A 22,872-nucleotide genomic window follows, 5' to 3' on the forward strand; every position below is an offset into this window, starting at 1 on the left:
GCAAGCGGGGCATCCCTCATGGGTCGAGGTCCAAGCATTGCCGCGCGCAAGGGCGCTGAAGACGCCAGGCGCGGCAAGCTGTTCACCAAGTTCATCCGCGAAATCACCGTCGCCGCGCGAGCCGGCGGCGGTGATCCGAAAGCCAATTCCCGCCTGCGTCTGGTGCTGGACAAGGCTTTCGCCGCCAACATGCCCAAGGACACCGCCGAGCGCGCCATCAAGCGCGGTACCGGCGAGGGCGGCGCGGACAACTTCGAGGAAATCCGTTACGAGGGCTACGGTCCGGGTGGCGTGGCGATCATCGTCGATTGCATGACCGACAATCCCACGCGCACCGTGGCCGATGTGCGTCACGCCTTCACCAAGAACCACGGCAATCTCGGCACCAGCGGTGCGGTGGCCTACATGTTCACGCGCGTCGGCCAGATCTTTTTCGAAACCGCCGGTGATGCCGCGCAGGAAGAAAAGATTCTGGAAGTGGCGCTGGAAGCCGGCGCCGACGACGTGCTCAGCGAAGACGGCTACACCGAAGTGCTGAGCAGCCCCGAGAACTACGAGGCGGTGAAGCAGGCGCTGGAGACCAAGGGGCTGAAGGCCGTGCAGGCCGATCTCACCCTGCGTCCGGGCACCATGGTGGAAGTGGCCGGCGAGCAGCGCGAGTCGGTGGCCAAGCTCATCGAGATGCTCGAAGACCTCGACGATGTGCAGAAGGTCTATTCCAACGCGGACCTGAGTTGAGCGTGCCTCGGTGACGCGCATCATCGGCATCGATCCGGGATCGCGCCACACCGGCTACGGCATCATCGATGCGCAGCGCGGGCGCGCACAGCTGCTGGTGGCGGGGCGCATCAGCACCGCCGCCGGCGAAATGCCGCAGCGCCTGCTGCAGATCAGCCGGGAACTGGCGGCGCTGATCGCCGAGTACCAGCCCGAGGAAGCCGCGGTGGAGCAGGTCTTCGTCAACAAGAACGTGCAGTCGGCGCTGGTGCTGGGGCAGGCCCGCGGCGTGGCGATCTGCGCGCTGGCGGCGGCAGACCTGAGCGTGGCCGAATACACGCCGTCCAGCGTCAAGCAGGCGCTCACCGGCAGCGGCCGCGCCGACAAGCTGCAGGTGCAACAGATGGTGAAGATTCTGCTCAAGCTGCAAGACCCGCTGGCGGTGGACGCCTCCGATGCCCTGGCCATCGCGCTCACGCATGCGCAGTCGCGCAGCACGGTGGCGGCGGTGAACCTGGCCAGTCTGGGCGTGGGCAAGCGCCGCCGCAGCGGTCTGCGCTGGAGCCGCGCATGATCGGGCGCATCAGCGGCAGATTGCTGGTCAAGCAGCCCCCGGCGCTGCTGGTGGATGTCAGCGGTGTGGGCTATGAGATCGAAGCGCCGATGTCCACCTTCTACAAGCTGCCGGCGCTGGGCGAGACCGTCACCCTGCATACCCATCTGACGGTGCGCGAGGACGCGCATCTGCTGTTCGGCTTCGCCAGCCTCACCGAGAAAAACCTGTTCCGCGAGCTGATCAAGATTTCCGGCGTGGGCCCCAAGCTCGCGCTGACCGTGCTCTCGGGCGTGAGCGTGGAAGAGTTCTGGAACACCGTGCGCGCCGGCGATGTGGCGCGGCTCACCAAGCTGCCGGGCGTGGGCCGCAAGACCGCCGAGCGCCTGGTGGTGGAGATGCGCGACAAGGCCGGCAGCGTGGGCGAGGTTCCGGGCGTGAGTCTGCCCGCGGCCGGGCCGGGCGGGGCGCTGGCCGAGGCGCGCAGCGCGCTGGCGGCGCTGGGCTACAAGCCGGCCGAGATTGGGCGCTTCACCGAGGCCGTGTATAAGGAAGGCATGAGTACCGAGCAGATCATCCAGGAAGCCCTGCGTCGGGCGGTGCGATGAGCGAGCGCATCGTCTCGGCACAAGTCGCGGGCGACGAGGAGCGCATCGAGCGCGCCATCCGCCCGCACCGGCTGGAGGACTACATCGGCCAGCCGGCGGTGCGCGAGCAGCTGGGCATTGCCATCGAGGCCGCACGCAAGCGCGGCGAGGCCCTGGACCACGTGCTGATCTTCGGCCCGCCCGGTCTGGGCAAGACCACTCTGGCGCATATCCTCGCGGCGGAAATGGGCGTGAACCTGCGCCAGACTTCCGGACCGGTGCTGGAGCGGCCCGGCGATCTGGCGGCGCTGCTGACCAATCTGGAGCCGCGCGATCTGCTGTTCGTGGACGAGATTCACCGTCTCTCGCCGATCGTGGAAGAAGTGCTCTATCCGGCGATGGAGGACTACCAGCTCGACATCGTGATCGGCGAGGGCCCGGCGGCGCGTTCCATCCGCCTGGACCTGCCGCCCTTCACCCTGGTGGGGGCCACCACCCGCGCCGGCAGTCTCACCAGTCCGCTGCGCGACCGTTTCGGCCTGGTGCAGCGCCTGCAGTTCTATTCGGTGGAAGACCTCACCTATATCGTCAAGCGCTCGGCACGCATCCTCGGCACGCCGCTGGAGGACAGCGGCGCGCTGGAGATCGCGCGGCGCTCGCGCGGCACGCCGCGTATCGCCAACCGCCTGCTGCGCCGTGCCCGCGACTACGCCGAGGTGCGCGGCGATGGCGTGATCACGGAAATGTTCGCGGCGCAGGCCATGCAGCTGCTGGCCATCGACAACAAGGGCCTGGACGAACTCGACCGCAAGCTCTTGCTGACCCTGATCGAGCGCTTCGACGGCGGCCCCGCCGGCCTGGACAATCTCGCGGCCGCCATCGGCGAGGCGCGCGACACCCTGGAGGACGTGATCGAGCCTTATCTGATCCAGCAGGGCTATCTGATGCGCACGCCGCGCGGCCGCATCGCCGGGCGTCTGGCCTATCAGCACTACGGCCTGCCCGAACCCGCGCGCGAGCGCAGCGCCGATCTGTTCAATCCATGAGTCAGCTCAGCAGCCTGCAGCTTCGGGTCTATTACGAGGACACCGACGCCAGCGGTGTGGTCTATCACGCCAATTACCTGCGCTATTTCGAGCGCGGCCGCACCGAATGGCTGCGTGCGCACGGCTATGACCAGCAGGCGCTGATGCGCGAGCAGAACATCGCCTTCACCCTGGCCGAGCTGCAGATCCGCTACCGCCTGCCGGCGCGCCTGGACGATAGGCTCCAGGTGCAGACCGAGGTGAGCAGGCTGGGGCGCGCCAGCCTGCAGTTTGCGCAGCGGGTGCTGCGCCAGGACGGCGTGCTGCTCTGCGAGGCGCAGGCGAAGGTGGGCTGTGTGGATGCCCAGCGCTTTGCGCCGCTCGCCCTGCCATCGGCCATGCTCGACCGCCTGCGTGGCGCGGAACTGGCGGATTGAACGACAGTCGTTAACAATACGCGGCTATATCCGCTTCATATTCATTCATCTGCTGAGTTTTTCGGCCCTAGGATTCCTGCGTCCATGAATGCCAATCTGTCGTTCCTGCATCTGATTCTTCAGGCCAGCGCTCTGGCCCAGGTGGTGTTGGCGCTGCTGATCGTCGCCTCCGTGGTGTCCTGGGCGGTGATCTTCGGCAAGCGTGCGCTGCTCTCGCGCACCAACAAGGAAGCCGTGAAGTTCGAGGAGCGTTTCTGGGCCGGCGGCAATCTTTCCGATCTGCACGAGCAGGCGCGCCGCAATACCGCGCATGTCGGCGTCGAATCGATCTTCCTGTCCGGTTACGAGGAATTCGTGCGCCAGCAGACCACCGGCAAGGTCGATACCGATGACGTGCTGGCCTCGGTGCACCGCCAGATGCGCGTGACCCAGACCCGCGAAGTGGAAAAGCTGGAAGGCGGCCTGTCGCTGCTCGCCACCATCGGTTCCACCAGTCCTTACGTGGGTCTGTTCGGCACGGTCTGGGGCATCATGAGCGCCTTCATCTCCATCGGTAACGTCAAGCAGGCCTCGCTGGCCACCGTGGCGCCGGGCATCGCTGAGGCGCTGATTGCCACCGCCATGGGTCTGTTCGCCGCCATCCCGGCGGTCATCGCCTACAACTTCTTCACCCGCGGCGTGGAGCAGCTCGACACCCGCTTCCAGATCTTCTCCGACGAGATGATCGGCATCATCGAGCGCGGCCTGCGCGCCGGGAAGCACTGATCATGGGCGCCTCTTTGCCCCAGCGCGGCGGCAAGAAGCGGCGGATGAACGCCGAAATCAACGTCGTGCCCTACATCGACGTGATGCTGGTGCTGCTGATCATCTTCATGGTCACCGCGCCCCTGCTCACCCAGGGCATCGAAGTGCAGCTGCCCGAGGCCAATGCGCAGTCGCTCAGCTCGCAGAACGAGGACGTGATCTTCTCCGTCACCGCCGACGGCAGGTTCCTGCTCAATGTCGGCGACAAGCAGAGCCAGGCCCTGGACGATACGGCGCTGGAGGACAAGGTCCGCACGCTGATGACGGAAAGGCCCGAGCAGATGATTCTGGTCGAGGGCGACGCCAAGGTGCCGTATGAGCACGTCGCGCGTGGCATGGCCATCCTGCGCAGCGCCGGCGTGACCAAGATCGGTTTTGTCACCACCCCGGCCGAGGCCAAGCCCGGTCGTGGTTCGCGCTGAGCAATGATCGAACGCCGCTACCTGCTCGCAGCTCTCGGGCTGCATGTGTTGCTGTTTCTGCTGCTGATCGCCAGTGCGCTGTTCACGCGCAAGATCCAGGCGCCGCCGATGATCGAGGCGACCATCGTCTCGCTGGACCGCAAGCAGTCGCAGGCGCCCACGCCGGCGCCGCCGCAGCCCACGCCGCCGCCGGCGGAGGAAAAGCCCGAGCCCACCCCTGAGCCGCCCAAGCCCAGCCCGGCGGAAGCGCAGCGTCAGCAGGAGCAGAAGCAGGAACAGCAACGCAAGGCGCAGGAAGCCCAGGAGCGCAAGCGCGTCGAGGACCAGCAGCGCAAGCAGAAGGATCTGGAGCTGAAAGCCGAGGCCGAGCGCAAGCGCCAGGAACAGCTGCAGAAGAAGGCTGAAGAGGATCGCCGCAAGCAGGAAGAGGAACGCCTCAAGCGCGAGGAAGCCGAGCGCGTGAAGCAGGAGCAGCTGCGCAAGAAGCAGGAAGAGGAAGAACTCAAGCGCAAGATCGAGGAAGAGCGTCGCCGCGCCGCCGAAGAGGAAAAGAAGCGTCGCGAAGCCGAAGTGGCCGCCGCCCTGGCTGCCGAACTGCGGGGCCGCATCCAGGCCGCGCAGGCGGACTGGGGCTCGGTGCTGGCCGCGCGCATCCGCAAGTTCTGGAACCGGCCGCCGGCTTCGCCCACGGCGTTCCGCTGCGTAGTGGCCATGCAGCTGGCGCCCAATGGCGAGGTTCTGTCGGCCAAGGTCACGCAGAGCTGCGGGACCGATCCGCTGGACCGCTCCGTGGAGGCTGCGGTGGTCAAGGCCAGCCCCATGCCGCTGCCGCCCGATCCCGCGGCCTTTGTGCCCAACATTTCCGTCACCTTCTGTCCGGCGTCCAATGCCTGCCAATGAAGCGGTAAAGGCAAGCCAGACAGCGGGCATTCATCTGTGCATCGCTAAAAACCCCGCAACTTTTCGGTCATGACCATGCTCAAGTCCCTTTCAGCCGCCTTGGCCTTGCTACTCGCACTGGTGATTGCACCCGCGCAGGCACAGTTGCAGATCACCGTCACCAACGGCGATGTTGGTGCACTGCCCATCGCCATCGTGCCCTTCACGCAGGTGGGCAGCGTGCGCGTGGACGTGGCGCAGGTGGTGGAGAACGATCTGGTGCGCAGCGGCCGTTTCCGCGCCATGAGCCGCGACGAGATGCGTCAGAAGCCGAACCAGCCGGCGCAGTTCGATCCCGCACCCTGGCGCAGCCAGGGCACGGACAACGTCGTGGTCGGCCAGGTGCTGGACGACGGCAAGGGCGGCTACGTGGCGCGCTTCTTCCTGCTGGATTCGCTCAGCGGCAAGTCGGTGGTGGCCTATGACATCCCGGTGCGCGGCCCCGAGCAGATGCGCTATGCGGCGCATCAGATCGCCGACATCGTCTACGAGAAGCTGCTCGGCCTGCCGGGCTACTTCAACACCAAGATCGCCTACGTCTCGGCGCAGGGCCTGGGTTATCAGCGCACCTATCAGCTGATCGTCGCCGACTCCGACGGCGAGCAGCCGCGCGTGATCGCCACCTCGCGTGAAACGCTGATGTCACCGAACTGGTCGCCGGACCGCAAGCAGCTGGTCTATGTCGGCTACGAGCGCGGCCGTTCCGCCATCTACCTGCACACCCTGGCCAGCGGCCAGGTGCGCAAGCTGGTTTCGGAGAAGGGCATCAACGGCTCGCCGGTATTCTCGCCGGATGGCACGAAGCTGGCTTTCGTTCTGTCGTTTGAAATCAATCCCGACATCTATGTCATGGACGTGAGCGGCGGCAATCGTCGTCGTCTGACCGACCACTACGGCATCGACACCGAGCCGGCATGGTCGCCGGACGGCAGCAAGCTGGTGTTTACCTCCGACCGCAGCGGCCGGCCGCAGATCTACGAGATCAGCGTTGCCGGTGGCGAGCCGACGCGCCTGACCTTCCAGGGCTCGCAGAACCTGCGTCCCAGCTACGCGCCGGACGGCAAGTCGCTGCTGTTCGTGAACGTGGACGGCGGCCGTCAGCGTATCGCCCTGCAGGATCTGCCTGGCGGTGCGCTGCACCTGCTCAGCAACGGGCCTCTGGATGAAGGTCCTTCGTTCGCGCCCGGCGGCGCCGTGATAATCTATTCTTCGCAGGGGCCGCATGGGCGGCAGCTTGAGACGGTATCGGTGGACGGGCGGGTGCGGTTGACGATGCGCCAGGCCACCGGCGACGTGCAGGAACCGGCCTGGTCGCCTCTGTTGAAGTGATGCTCCTCCCGCATTGTTTGTCTCTCTCGCCCTCTCAAATCCCGCTGTCCAGTATCCCGGAGTTGTGAAAATGAAGCGCAATAAATTCCTGCTTGCTGTCGGTGTCCTTACCGCCCTGCTGCTGGGTGCCTGCTCGCACGGCAAGCACGATTCCTCGGCACCGGTGCCGGTCAACACCAACACCAGCGGCTACGCCGACACCACGGGCGGTGCCAACCAGCTCGGCAACGCCGCCGAGGACGCACGCACCGCCGCTGAGCGCGCGCTCACCAACAACATCGTGTACTTCGATTACGACTCCAGCGTGATCAAGGAAGAGTACAAGTCGGTGGTCAGTGCCTACGCCCGTTACCTGAGCGCCAACCCGGCCGCCAAGGTGCGCCTGGAAGGCCATACCGACGAGCGCGGCAGCCGCGAGTACAACATCGGCCTCGGCGAGCGCCGCGCCAATGCGGTGCGTGACGCCCTGACCGCCGCTGGCGTGACGCCGGCGCAGATCGCGGTGATCTCCTACGGCAAGGAACGTCCGGCCGTGGAAGGTCACGACGAAGCCGCCTGGTCGCAGAACCGTCGCGTTCAGATCATCCGCCTGTAATCTGTCGTGCGCGAAGCGATCGGCCGCAAGGCTGATCGCTTCGCCGTTTTCTGAGGAGCCGTGCAATGTCCGGGATTCGTCTCGCCACCGCTGCCGTTCTGACGAGCCTGCTGCTCGGCTGCGCATCGGATTACGGCGGCAGCCTTTCTGGCGGCAATGACGCACTCTCCCCGGAGGAGCGGCGCCTGCAGAACGTCGAGTCGCGGGTCGCCACGCTGTCGCGACGTCTGGATGCCGCCAATCTCGGCGGGGTGGACGAGCAGAACCAGCGCACCCGCCAGGATCTGGCGTCCTTGCGCGGTGACGCGGAAAAGCTCCGTTACGACCTCAATCAGCTGCAGCAGCAGCAGACCGATCTGACGCAGCGCCTGCAGCGTCTGGAGGCGGCCGCCCAGGCGGCGGCTTCCGGTGCGCAGCCCTATGGCTATGCCGCGCCTGCCGCCGCGACGCCTCCGGACAGCACGGTCCCGGCGGCCGGCGTGACAGCGCCGGCTGCGACGGTGCCGGCTCCGGCCGCCGCGCCCGTGACGCCCGCTGCTGCCCCTGCGGCGGCTGCTCCGGCCCCGGCTGCCGCGGTCGCACCCGCTCCCGGCGAAGAAGCGGCCTATCTGGCCGCCTTCGAGGCACTGAAGAACGGCAAGTACGACGAGGCCACCAAGGGCTTCCACGCCCAGCTGGAAAAGTGGCCCAACGGCAAGTACGCCGACAGTGCCCTGTATTGGAGCGGCGAGGCCTTTTATGTGCGCGCCGACTACAAGTCCGCGCTCGGCGCCTTTCAAGCCGTGCTGCAGCGCTTCCCGCAGAGCGTGAAGGCACCCGACGCCATGCTCAAGATGGGTCTCACGCAGTTTGAACTCAAACAGCCCGCCGATGCGCGCGCCACGCTGCAGCGCGTGGTGAAGAGCTATCCCGGCAGCAATGCCGCGCGCCTGGCACAGCAACGTCTGGACACGGGCAAATAAGCCTTCCGGCGCCGCTCCGCACCGGACCCGGCGCCGTCATTTCGATCCTGCGCCATGCAGGAGGTATCGCATGTTGATGAGCGCCCACCGCATCCTGTTTGCGCTTCTCGCGTTCGGCCTGGCCGCCGCCGCGCAGGCCGCGCCACCGGATGCCGGCAGCAATCCCACGCCCATTCGCGCCGCGCCGGCGGGTGGTGATGAGATCTTGGCCGCGCCGGTGACCATTTCCGGCGGCGAGGCGAGCACCGCCGACGAAGAGACGGCGTATCACGCCGCGTTCGAGTCCTTCAAGAATGGCAAGTACGAGGACGCCATCCGCGCCTTCCAGGCCCAGGTGCAGAAATGGCCGGACGGCAGGCTGGCCGCAAATGCCATGTACTGGGCAGGGCAGGCCGCCTACATCAAGGGCGATCTCAAGACGGCACTGGCCTGTTTCCAGCAGGTGCTGCAGCGTCCGGAAGGCCCCAAGAGCGCCGATGCCATGCTCAAGGTCGGCATGCTGCAGTTCCAGCTCAATGATGATCCGGCGGCGCGCGCCACGCTGCAGCGGGTGGTGAAGACCTATCCGGGCACCGATTCGGCGCAGCGCGCGCAGCAGCGTCTGGACGCGATGCATTGACCGCAGCAGGCAGCAGCACGGCCGCGCCGCCGCGGCTGAAAATCACCGAGATCTTTTTCTCGCTGCAGGGTGAGTCCGCTTCAGTGGGCTGGCCGACGGTGTTCGTGCGCCTGACCGGCTGTCCGCTGCGCTGCCAGTATTGTGATACCGCTTATGCCTTCCACGGCGGGCAGTGGCAGAGCCTGGACGACATCCTCGCGCAGGTGGCCAGCTATGGCGCTGCGCATGTCTGCGTCACCGGCGGCGAGCCGCTGGCGCAGAAGAACTGTCTGGCGCTGCTGACGCGGCTCTGCGATGCCGGCTACCAGGTCTCGCTGGAAACCAGCGGCGCCCTGGATATCGCCGGCGTCGATGCGCGCGTGCGGCGCATCGTCGACATCAAGACCCCGGATTCCGGTGAGCAGGCGCGCAACCGCTGGGAAAATCTCGATCTGCTGCAAGCGCAGGACGAACTCAAGTTCGTGATCTGCAGCCGCAGCGACTACGAATGGGCGCGCGAACAGCTGCAGACGCATCAGCTGGCCAGGCGCTGCGCGGTGCTGTTCTCGCCCAGCGCCGCGCAAGTGGCGCCCGCACAGCTGGCTGACTGGCTGCTGGCGGACCGCCTGCCGGCACGATTCCAGCTGCAGCTGCACAAGATTCTCTGGGGCAATACGCCGGGACGTTAGAGGCATGAACAAGAAGGCTGTGGTGCTGCTCTCGGGCGGCCTGGATTCCGCCACCGTGCTGGCGCTGGCCCGCGAGCAGGGCTACGAGACTTACGCGCTGAGCGTGTCCTACGGGCAGCGCCATGTCGCTGAACTGGCCGCCGCGCAGCGCGTGGCGGCTGCGCTGGGCGCGGTGCGTCACCAGACCCTGCACATCGATCTGGACGCGGTGGGCGGCTCGGCGCTGACCGATCGCAGCATTGCCGTGCCGGAGACGCCGGTGACCGGCATTCCCATCACCTACGTGCCGGCGCGCAATACGCTGTTCCTGTCCCTGAGTCTGGGCTGGGCCGAGGTGCTGGGCGCCACCGATCTGTTCATCGGCGTCAATGCCGTGGACTACTCGGGTTATCCCGACTGTCGTCCGGCCTTCATCGACGCTTTCGAGCAGCTGGCCAATGTCGCCACCAAGGCCGGCGTCGAAGGCGCGTGCTTTCGCATCCACGCGCCGTTGCTCAAGCTGAGCAAGGCCGAGATCATCCGCGAAGGTCTGCGCCTGGGCCTGGACTACGGGCTCACGGTGTCCTGCTACCAGGCCGATGAGCAGGGCCGCGCCTGTGGTCGCTGCGATTCCTGCCGTCTGCGCGCGGCCGGCTTCGCCGAGGCGGGTATTGCCGATCCCACGCCGTATCGCTGAAAGCTCGCGCAACAGATGCCTTGCGCGGGACGTTCGTTTATCATGCGCGCCCCGCACGACGCTTCAAGGCGTCTGCCGAGCGCGCGTAGGGTCGTTAGCTCAGTCGGTAGAGCAGCTGGCTTTTAACCAGTTGGTCGCTGGTTCGAATCCAGCACGACCCACCAAATAAGCATCCAGCACTGTCCGCAGATGCACAATAAACCCGCGAAATTGCGGGTTTTTTTTACGTCTGAAGCTCCATTGCCGTCCATTTCTGTCCATTGACAGCCGGGGGCAACAGGGGGCAACAATGGGGGCAAGTCAGAACCCCATGGGGGCAACAGTGCCGCTCACCGAGATTCAAGTTCGCACCGCCAAGCCGCAGGAAAAGGCCAAGCGTCTGTTCGATGGCGGTGGCCTCTACCTGGAGGTGTCGCCAGCTGGTGGCCGGTGGTGGCGGCTCAAGTACCGCTTCGAGGGAAAGGAGAAGCGGCTATCCCTGGGCGTGTATCCAGAGGTGAGCCTGAAGGACGCCCGCAGCCGGCGCGACGAGGCCCGCAAGCTGATTGCCGCCGGCATCGATCCGTCAGCCGACCGGCAGGCCGACCGGGCGCGCAAGGCAGAAGCCGGCGCCAACAGCTTCGAGGCCCTGGCGCGCGAGTGGATCGAGCGGCAAGCGACCAAGTGGACGCAGGACTACCGCGATACGATCCTGCGCCGCCTGGAGCGTAACGTGTTCCCCTGGCTTGGCGTGCGCCCTGTGGCTGACATCAAGGCGCCCGAGGTGCTGGCGACGCTGCGCAGGATCGAAGCGCGCGGTGCTGTGGAAACGGCGCACCGGGCGAACCAAGTGTGCAGCGCTGTCTTCCGGTATGCGGTGGCAACTGGACGCGCCGAGTCGGACCCGACAACCAGCCTAAAGGGCGCACTGCCGCCCTGGCGGAAAGAGCATCACGCGAGCATCACCGAGCCGAAGGCTGTAGGCGAGTTGTTGCGCGCGATCTACGGCTATCAGGGCACGTTCACCACTGCCTGCGCGCTGAAGCTGGCGCCGCTGCTCTTCGTGCGCCCTGGTGAGCTGCGGCGGGCAGAGTGGGCCGAGTTCGACCTGGACGGCGCGGAATGGCGCATCCCGGCCGAGAAGATGAAGATGCGGGCGCCGCACATCGTGCCGCTCAGCGCGCAAGCCGTGGCCATCTTGCGCGAGCTGCAGCGCCTCACCGGCAAGGCCCGCTATCTGTTCCCTGGTGAACGCTCACGCCATCGGCCCATGAGCGAAAACACAGTGAACGCCGCGTTGCGCCGCCTGGGTTACTCCAGTGAGCAGATGACGGGGCATGGTTTCCGCAGTATGGCCTCCACGCTGCTCAACGAGCAGGGATGGCACCGCGACGCCATCGAACGCCAGCTGGCGCACGGCGAGCGCAACAGCGTGCGCGCCGCCTACAACTACGCCGAGCACCTGCCCGAGCGCCGCAAGATGATGCAGAGCTGGGCGGACTATCTCGATGCACTGCGCGAAGACCGCAAGGTGTTGGCGGGTAACTTCGGGAGAGCAGCATGAGCCGCAGTACGCGCAAGGTGCCAAGCGTGCCGATAACGAAAGCAAAAAGGTCGCATGGACGCCGAAGCGTGGCGGCGAAGAGGTGATGTGGCGTCTAGACCGTCATGGCATCCTTTGCCACGACAGCTATCCGTAGTTTTGGCAAGTAGACAGACTTGAAAAAGAAAAAACACGAACGCAATCCGCCGATGCCCCAAAAAAGTTGGAGATCTCGGTGTAGGCTGGTTAGCTAACCGCGAAGGAAGTGGCCTTGCTTCTAGAGCTCGGATTCGAAGCGGATATGCAGCTTTCGGGAAAGACTCGCATTCGGAGGCGTCTCAAAGGCGCGCTGCCGCGGTACCAGCTATTTCTGGCGCCAGTGGCGAGCTACAGCTACCACTGATATATGGCGGTAGTGCGCAGAAAGACGATTCAGGTTGTAGTCAATCAAACTGTATGCTGGCAGGGAAGCGACTCGGTTTTGGCCGCACGTCCTTGTCTTGATCGGTATGCTTTTCATGACGTAAGTAGCTGTTAGGAAAAGCCTGGCACGACACTTGGCTAGCGGAATGAATGCGGGGTGCTCGTGTCTGAAATTTTACATGCCGCCCAAAAAAGTTAGCGGATTTGCTTGAATCTAAGACATTGCCGAATAAATTGTTGGTCGCCCTGCCACCAGAGGACGACCATGAACAAGATAGATCGACTAGTTCCGCCTAGTGAAGCGATGCAAATAGTGGGTGCTAGATCTAGAACCACCTATTACAGTTTGATCAAATCTGGGGAGCTGCCGCCGCTCATAAAGCGAGGTCGTAGCAGCTTCCATTTGGAAAGTGATCTTCAAGCTTACGTTGCCAAGCTCGCTCAGGGCCGGGAGACGGCCTGATGGTTGCGGATAGAAATGCCGCACGAGCGTCAGCACTCCCGGCTGCCAAAGGCAAAAGCTTTCAGCTGCCGAACTACTGCCAACACCAGCGTATCTCGGGCGTCGCGCTCCAAAAAGTTCTGGCCGTGCCTGCACGTGGTAGTGGACGGCTAAGCCACCACACCTTCGCAATTTTGAGGCTTCGCTGGACGGTGACCTATACGCGCGTAAGCACGAGCTTCGCCGACGGCCGCGTGGCGCATATCGGCCTTAATCAGTTGTGCCCTGAAGCCACTCGTCGTGCTGCTGAGCGTCGTGCGCAGTTCGTCGCAAGCGTTCAGGCCTCGTTGTGATCGGGAAGCGCCATGCGATCAAAAGGCCGCGTCAAGCACAAGGGTCGACGCGAGGGTGGTGCATTCACCGCGATCCCGCATGCGGTGCAAGACAGCGAGAACTGGAAGCGCTGCGGCGGTACTGCAATCAAGCTGTTGTGCGTTCTGGCTCGCCAATTCAACGGCGGCAACAATGGCGACCTGTGTGCGGCGCGGAAAGTCGTCGGCCCCCATGGGTTCTCCTCGCCAGAAACACTGCTATGGGCGCTGCGAGAGCTTCAGCACTACCGCTTGATCGTGCAGACACGCCAAGGAGGGCTTGGCATCGGGCCCAGCCTTTACGCGCTGACATGGCATGCGATCGACGAGTGCAATGGCAAGCTGGACTGTGCGGCGACGAGCGCGCCTCCTGGCGACTGGAAGCAGGCAGTCACCATCCTATTCAAGCGGACGCCCAGGAAGCTCAAACAAGAGGACAGAGCGCCCAGTACGGAAATCGTAACTGTCCAGTACGGAAACCGAATCGACATGAGCAAAAAAGCAGCATGAAAACTACGGAATCCGTAGCGAAAAGGGCGGATCTCCGCACCTTCGCCACTACTGAATCCGTACACCTTTCTAGATATTTACCATCTGGTGAAATGACACATGACGATCAACGCTGAGTTTAGGGTTCTGCTGCATGATTTGTTCAAACGCCTCGATTTCGTAAAAAACCACCAAGTGGAGCTCCGCCAGGGTATCGATGAGGAGTTCGCCGTAGCGCTGGCTGCTGCAGTCAAAGCTGCCGACGGAGGTAGCGCCCCTGCGGAGCTTTATCAGCAGCTCATCGAAATACGCCGTAAGCGGCTCGCGGCAATCAAACCTGCGAGGTTGCTTAAGGTGGCTAGTGATCTGAGGGCAGCGCTGAAGAGCCTCGATCAAGCGGAGCGGCTATCAGTACCGACGACAGTCCATGCCCGTTAAAACGCCAAGATCCTCTCGCGTTCGAAAGCACCGTTTAGACCGTGGTGAAAACGGTCGATTCGCTGCTGGCAACTCTGGCGGGCCAGGCCGGCCGCCGCGCGCGATTGAGGAGGGTTATCTCCAGTCATTGAAGGCGGCATGCCCGCCAGAGACCTGGATGAATATCTGTATGCGAGCCGTCAATGACGCACTTGCCGGTGACGCCAAGGCCCGTGAATGGCTCGCGCAGTACCTCATTGGCAGCGTTCCTCGCACGGGCGCAGACACTGCGGCTGTCGCCTATGACGTGAAATTTTGAGACCGGAAGCTGTTATGGATCTCGATGCTGCAAATGGTTTCACTCAGGGCTTTCTGAACACGCTCAGCACGATGAAGCTGTATCAGCAGCAGCGTCTTAACTAGCTGTAGGACGAGGACCGAGTCCACGCTCGACAGGATCGCAGGCTGGCGCTGCAGCGGCAGGCCCAGGCTGATACCGAGCATTTCTGGGACCGTGCCGCAAGGCCGCTTGCTCGATCTACAGATCGCCAGCGCGCGGAACGCGCTCACTTCCGTGCCCCCCGGAAGAGGCCAATAAGTTGCGCGAGCGGCAGCTGCGCACTCAGCACTCGCGCTGGATACCGTCGAGACGTCTGCTAAGACCAAGAAGCAGCGTGCAAATGAATTGTCAGCAGCGCATCAGCATCAACGACATCGCGAGCATTCATCCGAGATCGTAGACGCAGCACATCCAGAACTGGATCGATGAAGGGCTGCTGCGGTACATGGACCAACAAAAAGCCGGCGCTTGGTCCAGGTCCATAGGGCTACAATTGCCCAAGGAGGGAGTCAAGCACCGGCTGGGCAGCAAGATACTCTCGCCGGCGGACGTGTTCAACCCAGATCCCACAATCCAAGCTGGGGTTCTACCCCGCTTTTTCGGATGGAGCACTTTAGGTGGTCGCCGAGGACATCCCCGCTTGGGGCCTTCCGAAACAAACGGCAATCCCTTGCCCTTGGCGAGCGTGAATTGCGTCTATAGCCACCCGCAAGCCGTCCGTAGTTGGTGCTCTTTCCTGGTGCGCCCTCATCAAAATGCCTGGAGGCTCGCGCTTCCCCGCCTGTTGGCCGCATCCAATCTGTGGTAAATCTTGCAAAAGTTGGCAATAAATAGTGAATGTCTGCATGGGAACGGCAATGGCACAGTCTGATGGCGACATCCTGACCTTGGACGAGGTCGCGGCCTACCTGAAGGCGGGTAAGCGCACGATCTATCGGCTCGCAGCGGGCGGGGAGATCCCTGCGTTCAAGCTCGGCGGTACCTGGCGATTCTCGCGCAGCGATATCGAGAGCTGGATCAAGCAGCAATCCGCGGGCAGTCCCGAACGCGCCGTGAGCAAGGCATTGAACAAAGGGGATCGGAAGTAATGCTTGGACTGACGCTACGAGAAGAATTCCGGGGCAAGCGCCTCAAGGGCACGGCCATCGAGCTGTCCAACGACCAACACACGGGCGCGACCCAGATCGCGGCCAAGCAGTTTCTGGAGATTACCTATCCCACGCACGACGTGTTGAAAGGCATCGAGGCTGTCGGCCCCAACCAGGGTCGCCCCGTGGTCGTGATCGGCGAACGCGGCCTCGGCAAGTCACACTTGATGGCCGCGCTCTACCACGCGGTCACCGACCCCAGCTCGACAGGCTCGTGGCTTAATGCCTGGGCGACCACGTTGGCCGACGCCAGCATCGGCAAGATCGCATTGCGCGACGGGATGCACGTCATTGGCGAAAGCCTGCATCGCCACCGCTACAAATTCCTGTGGGATGTCCTGTTCGAGAACCATCCGCACGGCACCTTCATTAGGGGCAAGTGGGACGGCCAGGGCGCGTCCAAGACCGAAATCCCATCCGACAAGCTCATCATTGAGCTGCTGGAGAACAAGCCGACGATGCTTCTGCTGGACGAATTCCAGACGTGGTACGACGGCCTCACCAACACCAAGCAATACCCGTGGAAGAACTGGGCGTTCAACTTCATCCAGATTCTGTCGGAGATCGCCAAGGAGCGCCCCGACCTGCTGGTGCTGGTGATCTCGGTGCGCAACGGCGGCAGCGACGCCTACCAGCAGGTGCATCGCGTCAACCCGGTCGCCATCGACTTCAAGGCGGGCGGCAGCGCTGAGCGCATTCAGCTGGATCGCCGCAGGATGCTGCTGCACCGCCTGTTCGACAACCGCCTGCAGATTGCCAGCGGCACCATCGAATCGCTGGTCGCGCAGCACGTCGCCGAGTCCTTCCGCTTGCTCGACGTGCCGTCCGCCGAGCAGGAACGCAAGCGCCGGGAATTCACCGAATCGTGGCCCTACGCGCCGCACCTGCTACGCCTGCTCGAAGAACAGGTACTCATCGCCACCGACGCGCAGGAAACGCGCGACCTGATCCGCATCCTCGCCAACCTCTACAAGAGCCGTGGCGAGGCCGTGCCCGTGCTCACCGCCGCCGACTTCCGGCTGGACGACGACACCTCGGGCATCGGCGCGTTGCTCGAAGCCGTCGCCAACCAGCACCACCGCACGCTGCGCGAGAAGGCGCAGCAGAACATCATCTCAGTGCAGGAGGCGCGGCACGACCACACCAGCGTCGCGCCACACCTGCAGGAAATCATCGGCGCACTGTGGCTGCGCTCGATTGCCGTGGGCAACCTCGCCGGAGCCGATCCCGCCACGCTGCAGCTGGACATCACCCGTGGCAAGCCGGTGGACGACAACGCCTTCCAGGTCGAGCTGGCAACCATCGTCGAGAACAGCTTCAACATCCATCAGGACGGCACCAAACTGCTGTTCCGCGAGGAAGAGAACCCGCGCGCCAAGCTCATGGCCTACGCGCGCAACGACAAGCTGTTCGCCGACGGCACGGATCAGGCTCAGCTCGCCAAGCAGGTGCGCTACGTCATCGGCGGCAGCGACGAGGTCGCCAAGACCTTCCGCGTGATCGCCCTGCCCAAGTCGTGGGTCAACGATCCGTGGACGGCGCTTGATGAAGCCGAGCAGCCGGATAAGTGGGATGACCGTCTGCCCATCCTCGTACTGCCAGAGGAGGCCGACAAGCTCGACGCCACGCTGGGCCGTTGGCTCAAAGACCAGCTGCAGAAGCGCCGCAATACCGTGCGCTTCCTGCTCCCGCGCGCGGGCAGTACCAACTCCTTCATGGATCGCGACCTGCTCATCCTCGCCCGCGCCGAAATGAAGGCGCAGGAGTGGGGCGGCCAGAACCCCGAGTACAAGAAGCTGCACAAGGAATTCGAGAACACCCTGCGCGACAACCTCAAGAAGCGCTTCGACCGCTTCGCCGTGCTGCAATGCTGGAACTTCGCCGACCCTGCGCAGTGCAAGTTCAGCGTCGAACGTCTCGACAAGCAGGGCTCGCAGATTCCAGAAGCCATCGAGGATGCGCTGACCGGCGACCTCTTCGTGCCGGAAGACTTCGAGGATCTGGTGCTCGAATACGCCAACAACAACGAATCGGTCGGCAAGCTGCTCCGCGAGCTGCAAGAGCCGCGCCCGGCCGGGCAGGACTGTATCCCGTGGCTGGGCGAAACGGCGATGAAGGAACGCCTGCTGCGTTTGTGCGCCAAGGGCAAGGTCGCGATAAACCTTCGGGGCATGGAGTACCTGCAAACGAATCCGGGCGAGGACGAAGACACCGCTTGGAAGCGTCTCCGCCCCAAGCTCTCGCTCACGGGCCGCCATCTCGATGATGTGTTCGTGATGCTTCCCTCGGCCGTGCCCGCGACCGGAGGCTCCACGCCGCCCGCGCCGTCGCCGGGCGGTGTTCCGCCAGGTGGTGGCGCTGCCCCCACGCCGGGCGTGGCCGAGCCAACCCCGGGCGGTTCGCCCGCTCCCACACCAGGGCCCACGCCGGGCGGCATCTTCAGCGGTGATGGCGGCACCACCAAGCCACGCACGCCTCTGTCGAACCCCGCCACGTCGCCGCTCAACCTGATCGGCAAGATCGAAGGCTGGGGGATTGGCCCGGCGACCAAGGTCGCGGAGGTGTCCATCAAGGTGTCCGCCGCAACCGGCGCGCAGCTCAAGGAACTGCTCAAGAAGCTCCCCGAAGGCATGTCCTTCGAGCTGAATCTTGAGAAGGAGGGCGACTGATGGCCCTGACTGCCAGCGCCTTGCAGGCCCTGACCCAAGGCTCCGACGCCGATGCTTGGCGCGTCATCGTTGAGCAGGCCGTCGAGATCGCTAGAAAGCCGCTGGCCGCAGGCAATGCGCCCAGCGAGGTCGTGCGGCGCGACCGCGAAATCGGCGCACTGGATCTGTTCCTCTCCTCCAGCGGCTGGGACTTGTGGCCAGCCTTTGGCGACAGCGTGGAGCGCACCTCGGATCGCTTGCTGCGTTGGTGGGCCGAGCCCTTCAGCGCCAAGGCGGTGCTGATTCTCGACGGCCTTTCCCTCCGGGAACTGCCGTGGCTGTTGCAGGGGGCGAAGGAGCGCGGCTTCGCCACGCACGAGGTCGGTGCCTGCGCCTCCGAGTTGCCCGGCGAAACCGATGAGTTCGCCCGCGCGCTCGGCTTCGCTGGCCGCAGCAAACTGCAGAACAACGGCGGCGGCCTCGCGCACAAGCTGCAGGTGGCCAGCACCGAATCGGTGGACTTGCCGTGGAAGGACTGCGCAACCCTTGTAGGCAGCACGCCGAACCAGATCTTCTGGCATCACTGGCCCGACGCGAAGCTGCACGACGGTTCCGGCGCAGGCCAGGGTCTGGAACCGCTGACCAAGGACGTGGCCGAGCAGTTGTCCAGCGACGACTTCTGGGCCTTCGTTGAGCGGCTCGCCACCGGGCGGCGGCTGGTCATCACCTCCGACCACGGTTACGCGGCCACCGGCTATTTCCCCGATGCCGACGGCGAGGTTGGGGCTTTCCTCAAGCAGACATTCTCCAGCGGGCGCAACAAGACCGGCACGGGTGACACCGGCCCCTTCGTGCCGCCCGTTGCACTGCAGATCAACAGCCCCCACGGTGCGCACCTGTTGGCCCTGGGCCGCAGGAAATGGCGCAGCCAGGGCGGCTACCCGACGCTCACACATGGCGGCCTGTCGCTGCTGGAAGTGCTGTCGCCCTTCGTCGAGCTGACCAAGTAAGGAATGCGGCTGATGGCCACCAAGAAAGAACACCTCCAACAAGAAGTCGCCAAAGCCGTCGGCGCAGGCAAGGCGGTCGCACTCGAAACCGTCGATTTCAGCGACCCCAACCGCCCCAAGACCTGCCTGGAGGTGGATTTCCCGATCCTGGCGGTCAATCAGATTGCGGCGGTTGAATCCTCTTCAGGAGCCGCTACCAAGCCGATCTATCAGATGGCCAAATGGTGGGCAAGAAGGCCTTCAAGTGTTTTCCGATCGATGCTTCTTGCTGCGGCGACGAAGGCCCCGGACGATCTCCTTCAAACATCCAAAACGGTTTGGAGCAACTACTACGCCAACCATCAGAAGAAGGGCGCATTCAAGCACCTGAAGGTGGCGGACATCTTCATGGGCGGCGGCACTACCCTCGTGGAAGGCACGCGCCTCGGGATGCAGATGGTCGGCAACGACCTCAACCCGGTCGCGTGGTTTGTGGTCAAGCAGGAACTGGCCAACGTCGATCTGGAGCAAGTGAAGAAGCTGCTCGCCGACATCGAGGCCGAGGTCAAACCGCAAATCATGCCGTACTACTACTGCGACGGGCCGCAGGGTGAGAGTGGCAAATGGACGCATCTGCCGACCAAGAAGGTGATGCCCGCCGGCTTCGACCCGCTCGCCATTCCGCGTGAGCAGCGCAAGGACTACAAGTACGAAGGCCCGGAGATCATCTACACCTTCTGGGCCAAGCACGGGCCTTGTCAGGTGACAGGTTGCGGCCACCGCACGCCGATCATGACCAGCCCAGTGATGGCGGTGAAAACGCTCACCGTCAAGCACTGGACACACACCTGCGGCAAGTGTGACGAAACCTTCGATGTGGAAGAAGAGGCCGCGCGCATGGCTCCCGATGCGCCGTTCTACATCGCGCCCACCGAAACTCCTTACTCTGTGCTTGACCGCAAGAAGGGCGTGATCTGCCCGCACTGCGGCCACACCGCGATGGTGAATCTGGGCAAGGGCAAGAACAAAAAGGTGGAACTGAGCCTGCTGGTGCATCCGCAATGGCTAGCGGGCGAGGCGAAGCAGGATGCCAACGGCCAGCCTTACGGCGGTTCGGCGCAGGACGACGTGGCGGCGACTACGCGCTGGGATGCCGCACGCGCCGCGAAGATTCGCTTGCTGGAGGTGCGCGGCGCGCTGCCGGATGAAGTAACCGACCCGGATACGGGTGCCACGTTCGCGCCGGAGAAGGGCACGGTGCCAAAGAAGTCGAGCTACGCCTGCGCGGCCTGCGGCACGGTGCAGGATGTGCTAACTACCATCAAGGCCACGGGCAAGACAGGCCCGATGGCCGCTTATGCGGTGCAGGGCTACGCACCGATGCGCGATGAAGCGGGCAAGCCCTACAGCGGTCGTTTCTTCGCCCCCTACGACACGGCCCACGCCAAGCAATACGACGCTGCGTTTGCAGAATGGGAATCGCGCAAGGACGCCGACCTCAAGGACTACTGGCCGCGCTCTGAACTGGCTTACGGCTTCATGACCCACCATCTACAAGGTGGCGTGCCGAACCACGGGTTCACGCACTGGTGGACGATGTTCAATCCGCGCCAGTTGCTCGTCCACACGCAGCTGCTCAAGGCAATCAACACCGTAGGTGACTACGATTGGGCAGTTCGCGAGTTCGTATTGGGAGCACTTCAGCAGTTCTTGCGCTTTAACTGCATGTTCACCGTATATCACCCAACCAACGACCAAGCGACCAAACACTTTGCGAACAACAATTTTCATCCGCGAAACACTCTGCTCGAAGTTCCTGTTTTCGCGCCAGTTGGCGATGGCCGTTGGCTTTCTGCTGGAGAAGCGATAGTTGATGGCGCGGAATGGAGGCAACGCCCTTGGGACCTAGTGCCCACCACCCAGCTTGTCGGAACTGGCATAGAGGCCACCGGCAAAACTGAGAAGGCATTCCCCGGTGACTTTCCGACCGAAGAAGATGCTGAGCTTTCATGTGGGTCTTCGAGCGACCTTGCTCAGATCACCAGCGGATCTGTTGATCTGGTAATTACTGACCCCCCGTTTGGCGGCCTCATACATTACTCAGAGCTGTCTGACTTCTTCTACGTTTGGCTTCGGCTGCTACTGAAGGGCAAGTATCCAGACATCTTTGAAGCTCCGTACACGCCGAAGTCACTAGAGGCAGTTACGAATCCAGCTCGCGAGCCGGATGATCCAGACGCCTTCTACCAAAGGCTATTGACGCAGTGCTGGCGCGAGGCACATCGCATCCTCAAACCCAGCGGCATCCTGGCCTTCACCTTCCATCACAGCGAGGATGAGCCGTGGGTAGCGGTGTTGGAATCGCTCTTCGATGCGGGTTACTACCTCGAAGCGACCTATCCCATTAGGGCCGATACCGCGATGGACTCTGGGCAGTTCGGCTCCAAGACCATCGAGTACGACATCATCCACGTCTGCCGCAAGCGCACCGAAGAACCCAAGCCGGTGAGCTGGGGCCGGATGCGCCGCGAGGTGATGGCCGATGTACGCCAGTTGCAGGCCATGCTGGAAAACCACGCCAAGGAGGGTCTGCCCGCCGCCGACATCCAGGTGATCCGGCGCGGCAAGGCGCTGGAGTATTTCTCGCGCCACTACGGCAAGGTGTATGTGGACGAAGGCCGCACCATCTCCGTGCGCGACGCCCTGGTGGGCATCAACCAGCTCATCGACGAGGACGCCGACAAGGGCAAGGAAGCGCCGCCGGTCAACGCCGAGCCGATTACGCGCCAGTTCTTGCGCACCTTCGGTAACGCGCCTGAGCTGAAACGCGACCAGTTGCAGAAGTTCCTCAAAGGCTCGATCACCACGCCGGACGAGTTCGTGCAACGTGGCTGGTGCGTGGAGAAGAACAAGGTGTTCACCCGCACCGACGCGCTGGACTTCGCACGCGAATGGTCGGGCAAGCATCGCCGCAAGCTGACCTCCGATCTGGATCAGGCACTGGTGCTGATCGGCGCGTGCTTCGACGGCAGTGGCATCAACGCCTCGGACACGCTGAAGAACGAGAACTTCAAGCCGCACGTGGCGCTGAAGCCGCTGCTGGAATGGCTGCACCGCAACGGCCCGGATCAGACCACGCGCAACGCGGCCTCGCGTGCGGTGTCCATCCACAACGCATGGCACGCGAGCCAGGCACCCCAGCCCGCGCAGGGCTCCTTGTTCGATGACGATGGGGAGTACGAGCAATGAGACAGCTGCGCGACCCGGTCTGGCAGGTGCGCGGTACCAGTTGGGTGTGGGACGAAGAGGCCCGCAACCAGATCTGCGCGGCCAGCGAGGTGTGGAGTCTGCGTCAGTTCCTCCGTGCGAAAGGAAACTGGCCGGACGACCTGCCAAGCAATCGCGGAAGGACACTGGTCGTGGCCGGGCTGGACGGCAGCCTCGACCTGCTGACGCCGGGCGATGCCGAATCGTGGCTGGGCGATGCGATCAAGCCCGCCATCCTGTCGTTTCAAGATGAGTGGGGAAGCGATGGCGCGCTGGTCTTCTGGCTGCCCGGCGGCCACAGCCGCGTCAGGGCGAATGCCGCCACCGATGAGGTGGGTTGGCTATGCCAAGCCCCCCACGGGCATCAGATTGACCTCGGGCGCATCTTGTGGGGCCAAGCCAACGAGTACCCGCAAGAGATTCTGCTGCGCGACAGCGGCAGGCCTGCGGGCCTTTTCCACCTGCGAATCACTTAGTAGGCCA

The 22,872-nt window shown here is 63.9% G+C and carries 23 protein-coding genes and 1 tRNA gene; 23 read left to right on the forward strand and 1 reads right to left on the reverse strand.

The window, feature by feature from the left end; all coding sequences use genetic code 11:
- Window positions 1-18 precede the first annotated feature (18 nt).
- The 18 genes from BMY12_RS11420 (at window position 19) to BMY12_RS19985 (ending at window position 14,018) form a co-directional block, all read left to right on the forward strand.
- Window positions 19-738, forward strand: coding sequence for a YebC/PmpR family DNA-binding transcriptional regulator (locus tag BMY12_RS11420; RefSeq protein WP_093286094.1), 720 nt, complete (start codon window positions 19-21; stop codon window positions 736-738).
- 10 nt (window positions 739-748) lie between these two features.
- Window positions 749-1,291: a crossover junction endodeoxyribonuclease RuvC gene (gene ruvC / locus BMY12_RS11425; RefSeq protein ID WP_093286096.1), complete on the forward strand. Its 543-nt coding sequence runs from the start codon at window positions 749-751 to the stop codon at window positions 1,289-1,291.
- A complete protein-coding gene (gene ruvA, locus BMY12_RS11430) occupies window positions 1,288-1,878 on the forward strand; it encodes a Holliday junction branch migration protein RuvA (protein ID WP_093286099.1) in 591 nt (196 codons plus the stop codon). Before ruvC ends, ruvA begins: the two co-directional genes overlap by 4 nt.
- Window positions 1,875-2,903, forward strand: coding sequence for a Holliday junction branch migration DNA helicase RuvB (gene ruvB / locus BMY12_RS11435; protein ID WP_093286102.1), 1,029 nt, complete (start codon window positions 1,875-1,877; stop codon window positions 2,901-2,903). Before ruvA ends, ruvB begins: the two co-directional genes overlap by 4 nt.
- Complete coding sequence (gene ybgC / locus BMY12_RS11440; RefSeq protein WP_093286105.1) at window positions 2,900-3,319, forward strand: tol-pal system-associated acyl-CoA thioesterase; 420 nt, start codon at window positions 2,900-2,902, stop codon at window positions 3,317-3,319. The genes ruvB and ybgC overlap by 4 nt, the downstream gene beginning before the upstream one ends.
- Before the next feature lie 84 nt (window positions 3,320-3,403).
- On the forward strand, window positions 3,404-4,084 hold the full coding sequence (gene tolQ, locus BMY12_RS11445; protein ID WP_093286108.1) for a protein TolQ: 681 nt from the start codon (window positions 3,404-3,406) through the stop codon (window positions 4,082-4,084).
- 44 nt (window positions 4,085-4,128) lie between these two features.
- Window positions 4,129-4,545 (forward strand): protein TolR, encoded by a 417-nt coding sequence (gene tolR / locus BMY12_RS11450; protein ID WP_245732469.1) that lies wholly within the window; start codon window positions 4,129-4,131, stop codon window positions 4,543-4,545.
- Window positions 4,546-4,548: 3 nt separating this feature from the next.
- Complete coding sequence (gene tolA / locus BMY12_RS11455; protein WP_093286113.1) at window positions 4,549-5,445, forward strand: cell envelope integrity protein TolA; 897 nt, start codon at window positions 4,549-4,551, stop codon at window positions 5,443-5,445.
- Window positions 5,446-5,520: 75 nt separating this feature from the next.
- Complete coding sequence (tolB, locus tag BMY12_RS11460) at window positions 5,521-6,813, forward strand: Tol-Pal system beta propeller repeat protein TolB (protein WP_245732471.1); 1,293 nt, start codon at window positions 5,521-5,523, stop codon at window positions 6,811-6,813.
- 70 nt (window positions 6,814-6,883) lie between these two features.
- A complete protein-coding gene (gene pal / locus BMY12_RS11465) occupies window positions 6,884-7,408 on the forward strand; it encodes a peptidoglycan-associated lipoprotein Pal (RefSeq protein ID WP_093286119.1) in 525 nt (174 codons plus the stop codon).
- 65 nt (window positions 7,409-7,473) lie between these two features.
- Window positions 7,474-8,370, forward strand: coding sequence for a tol-pal system protein YbgF (ybgF, locus tag BMY12_RS11470; RefSeq protein ID WP_093286122.1), 897 nt, complete (start codon window positions 7,474-7,476; stop codon window positions 8,368-8,370).
- 70 nt (window positions 8,371-8,440) lie between these two features.
- The gene (gene ybgF, locus BMY12_RS11475) at window positions 8,441-8,989 is read left to right on the forward strand and encodes a tol-pal system protein YbgF (protein WP_177188961.1); all 549 of its coding nucleotides are present in this window, start codon (window positions 8,441-8,443) and stop codon (window positions 8,987-8,989) included.
- Window positions 8,986-9,657 carry a 7-carboxy-7-deazaguanine synthase QueE gene (gene queE, locus BMY12_RS11480; RefSeq protein WP_218140166.1) on the forward strand — a complete coding sequence of 224 codons (672 nt, stop codon included), beginning with the start codon at window positions 8,986-8,988 and terminating at the stop codon, window positions 9,655-9,657. The genes ybgF (BMY12_RS11475) and queE overlap by 4 nt, the downstream gene beginning before the upstream one ends.
- Window positions 9,658-9,661: 4 nt before the next feature.
- Window positions 9,662-10,333, forward strand: coding sequence for a 7-cyano-7-deazaguanine synthase QueC (queC, locus tag BMY12_RS11485; RefSeq protein ID WP_093286128.1), 672 nt, complete (start codon window positions 9,662-9,664; stop codon window positions 10,331-10,333).
- 88 nt (window positions 10,334-10,421) lie between these two features.
- Window positions 10,422-10,497, forward strand: a tRNA-Lys gene (locus BMY12_RS11490).
- Between the two features lie 146 nt (window positions 10,498-10,643).
- Complete coding sequence (locus BMY12_RS11495) at window positions 10,644-11,876, forward strand: tyrosine-type recombinase/integrase (protein ID WP_245732472.1); 1,233 nt, start codon at window positions 10,644-10,646, stop codon at window positions 11,874-11,876.
- A 1,209-nt stretch (window positions 11,877-13,085) separates the two neighbouring features.
- A complete protein-coding gene (locus BMY12_RS11500; protein WP_093286134.1) occupies window positions 13,086-13,601 on the forward strand; it encodes a hypothetical protein in 516 nt (171 codons plus the stop codon).
- A 99-nt stretch (window positions 13,602-13,700) separates the two neighbouring features.
- Window positions 13,701-14,018 carry a hypothetical protein gene (locus BMY12_RS19985; protein WP_143068935.1) on the forward strand — a complete coding sequence of 106 codons (318 nt, stop codon included), beginning with the start codon at window positions 13,701-13,703 and terminating at the stop codon, window positions 14,016-14,018.
- Between the two features lie 279 nt (window positions 14,019-14,297).
- On the opposite strand, the gene BMY12_RS11510 is transcribed toward BMY12_RS19985, so the two are convergent.
- Window positions 14,298-14,567, reverse strand: a complete 270-nt coding sequence (locus BMY12_RS11510; RefSeq protein WP_143068936.1) for a hypothetical protein — start codon at window positions 14,565-14,567, stop codon at window positions 14,298-14,300.
- A gap of 627 nt (window positions 14,568-15,194) precedes the next feature.
- On the opposite strand from BMY12_RS11510, the gene BMY12_RS11515 reads away from it, so the two are divergent.
- Genes BMY12_RS11515 through BMY12_RS11535 form a run of 5 tightly spaced genes read left to right on the forward strand, consistent with a single transcriptional unit; the run spans window position 15,195 to window position 22,865 of the window.
- Complete coding sequence (locus BMY12_RS11515) at window positions 15,195-15,425, forward strand: helix-turn-helix domain-containing protein (protein WP_093286270.1); 231 nt, start codon at window positions 15,195-15,197, stop codon at window positions 15,423-15,425.
- Complete coding sequence (locus tag BMY12_RS11520; protein WP_093286142.1) at window positions 15,425-18,154, forward strand: DUF499 family protein; 2,730 nt, start codon at window positions 15,425-15,427, stop codon at window positions 18,152-18,154. Before BMY12_RS11515 ends, BMY12_RS11520 begins: the two co-directional genes overlap by 1 nt.
- Window positions 18,154-19,143 (forward strand): hypothetical protein, encoded by a 990-nt coding sequence (locus BMY12_RS11525; protein ID WP_093286144.1) that lies wholly within the window; start codon window positions 18,154-18,156, stop codon window positions 19,141-19,143. The genes BMY12_RS11520 and BMY12_RS11525 overlap by 1 nt, the downstream gene beginning before the upstream one ends.
- Window positions 19,144-19,155: 12 nt before the next feature.
- Window positions 19,156-22,371 (forward strand): DUF1156 domain-containing protein, encoded by a 3,216-nt coding sequence (locus BMY12_RS11530; protein ID WP_093286273.1) that lies wholly within the window; start codon window positions 19,156-19,158, stop codon window positions 22,369-22,371.
- Window positions 22,368-22,865, forward strand: coding sequence for a hypothetical protein (locus BMY12_RS11535; RefSeq protein WP_093286146.1), 498 nt, complete (start codon window positions 22,368-22,370; stop codon window positions 22,863-22,865). The genes BMY12_RS11530 and BMY12_RS11535 overlap by 4 nt, the downstream gene beginning before the upstream one ends.
- Window positions 22,866-22,872 lie beyond the last annotated feature (7 nt).

The sequence above is a fragment of the Solimonas aquatica genome (genome assembly GCF_900111015.1).
Classification (GTDB): domain Bacteria; phylum Pseudomonadota; class Gammaproteobacteria; order Nevskiales; family Nevskiaceae; genus Solimonas; species Solimonas aquatica.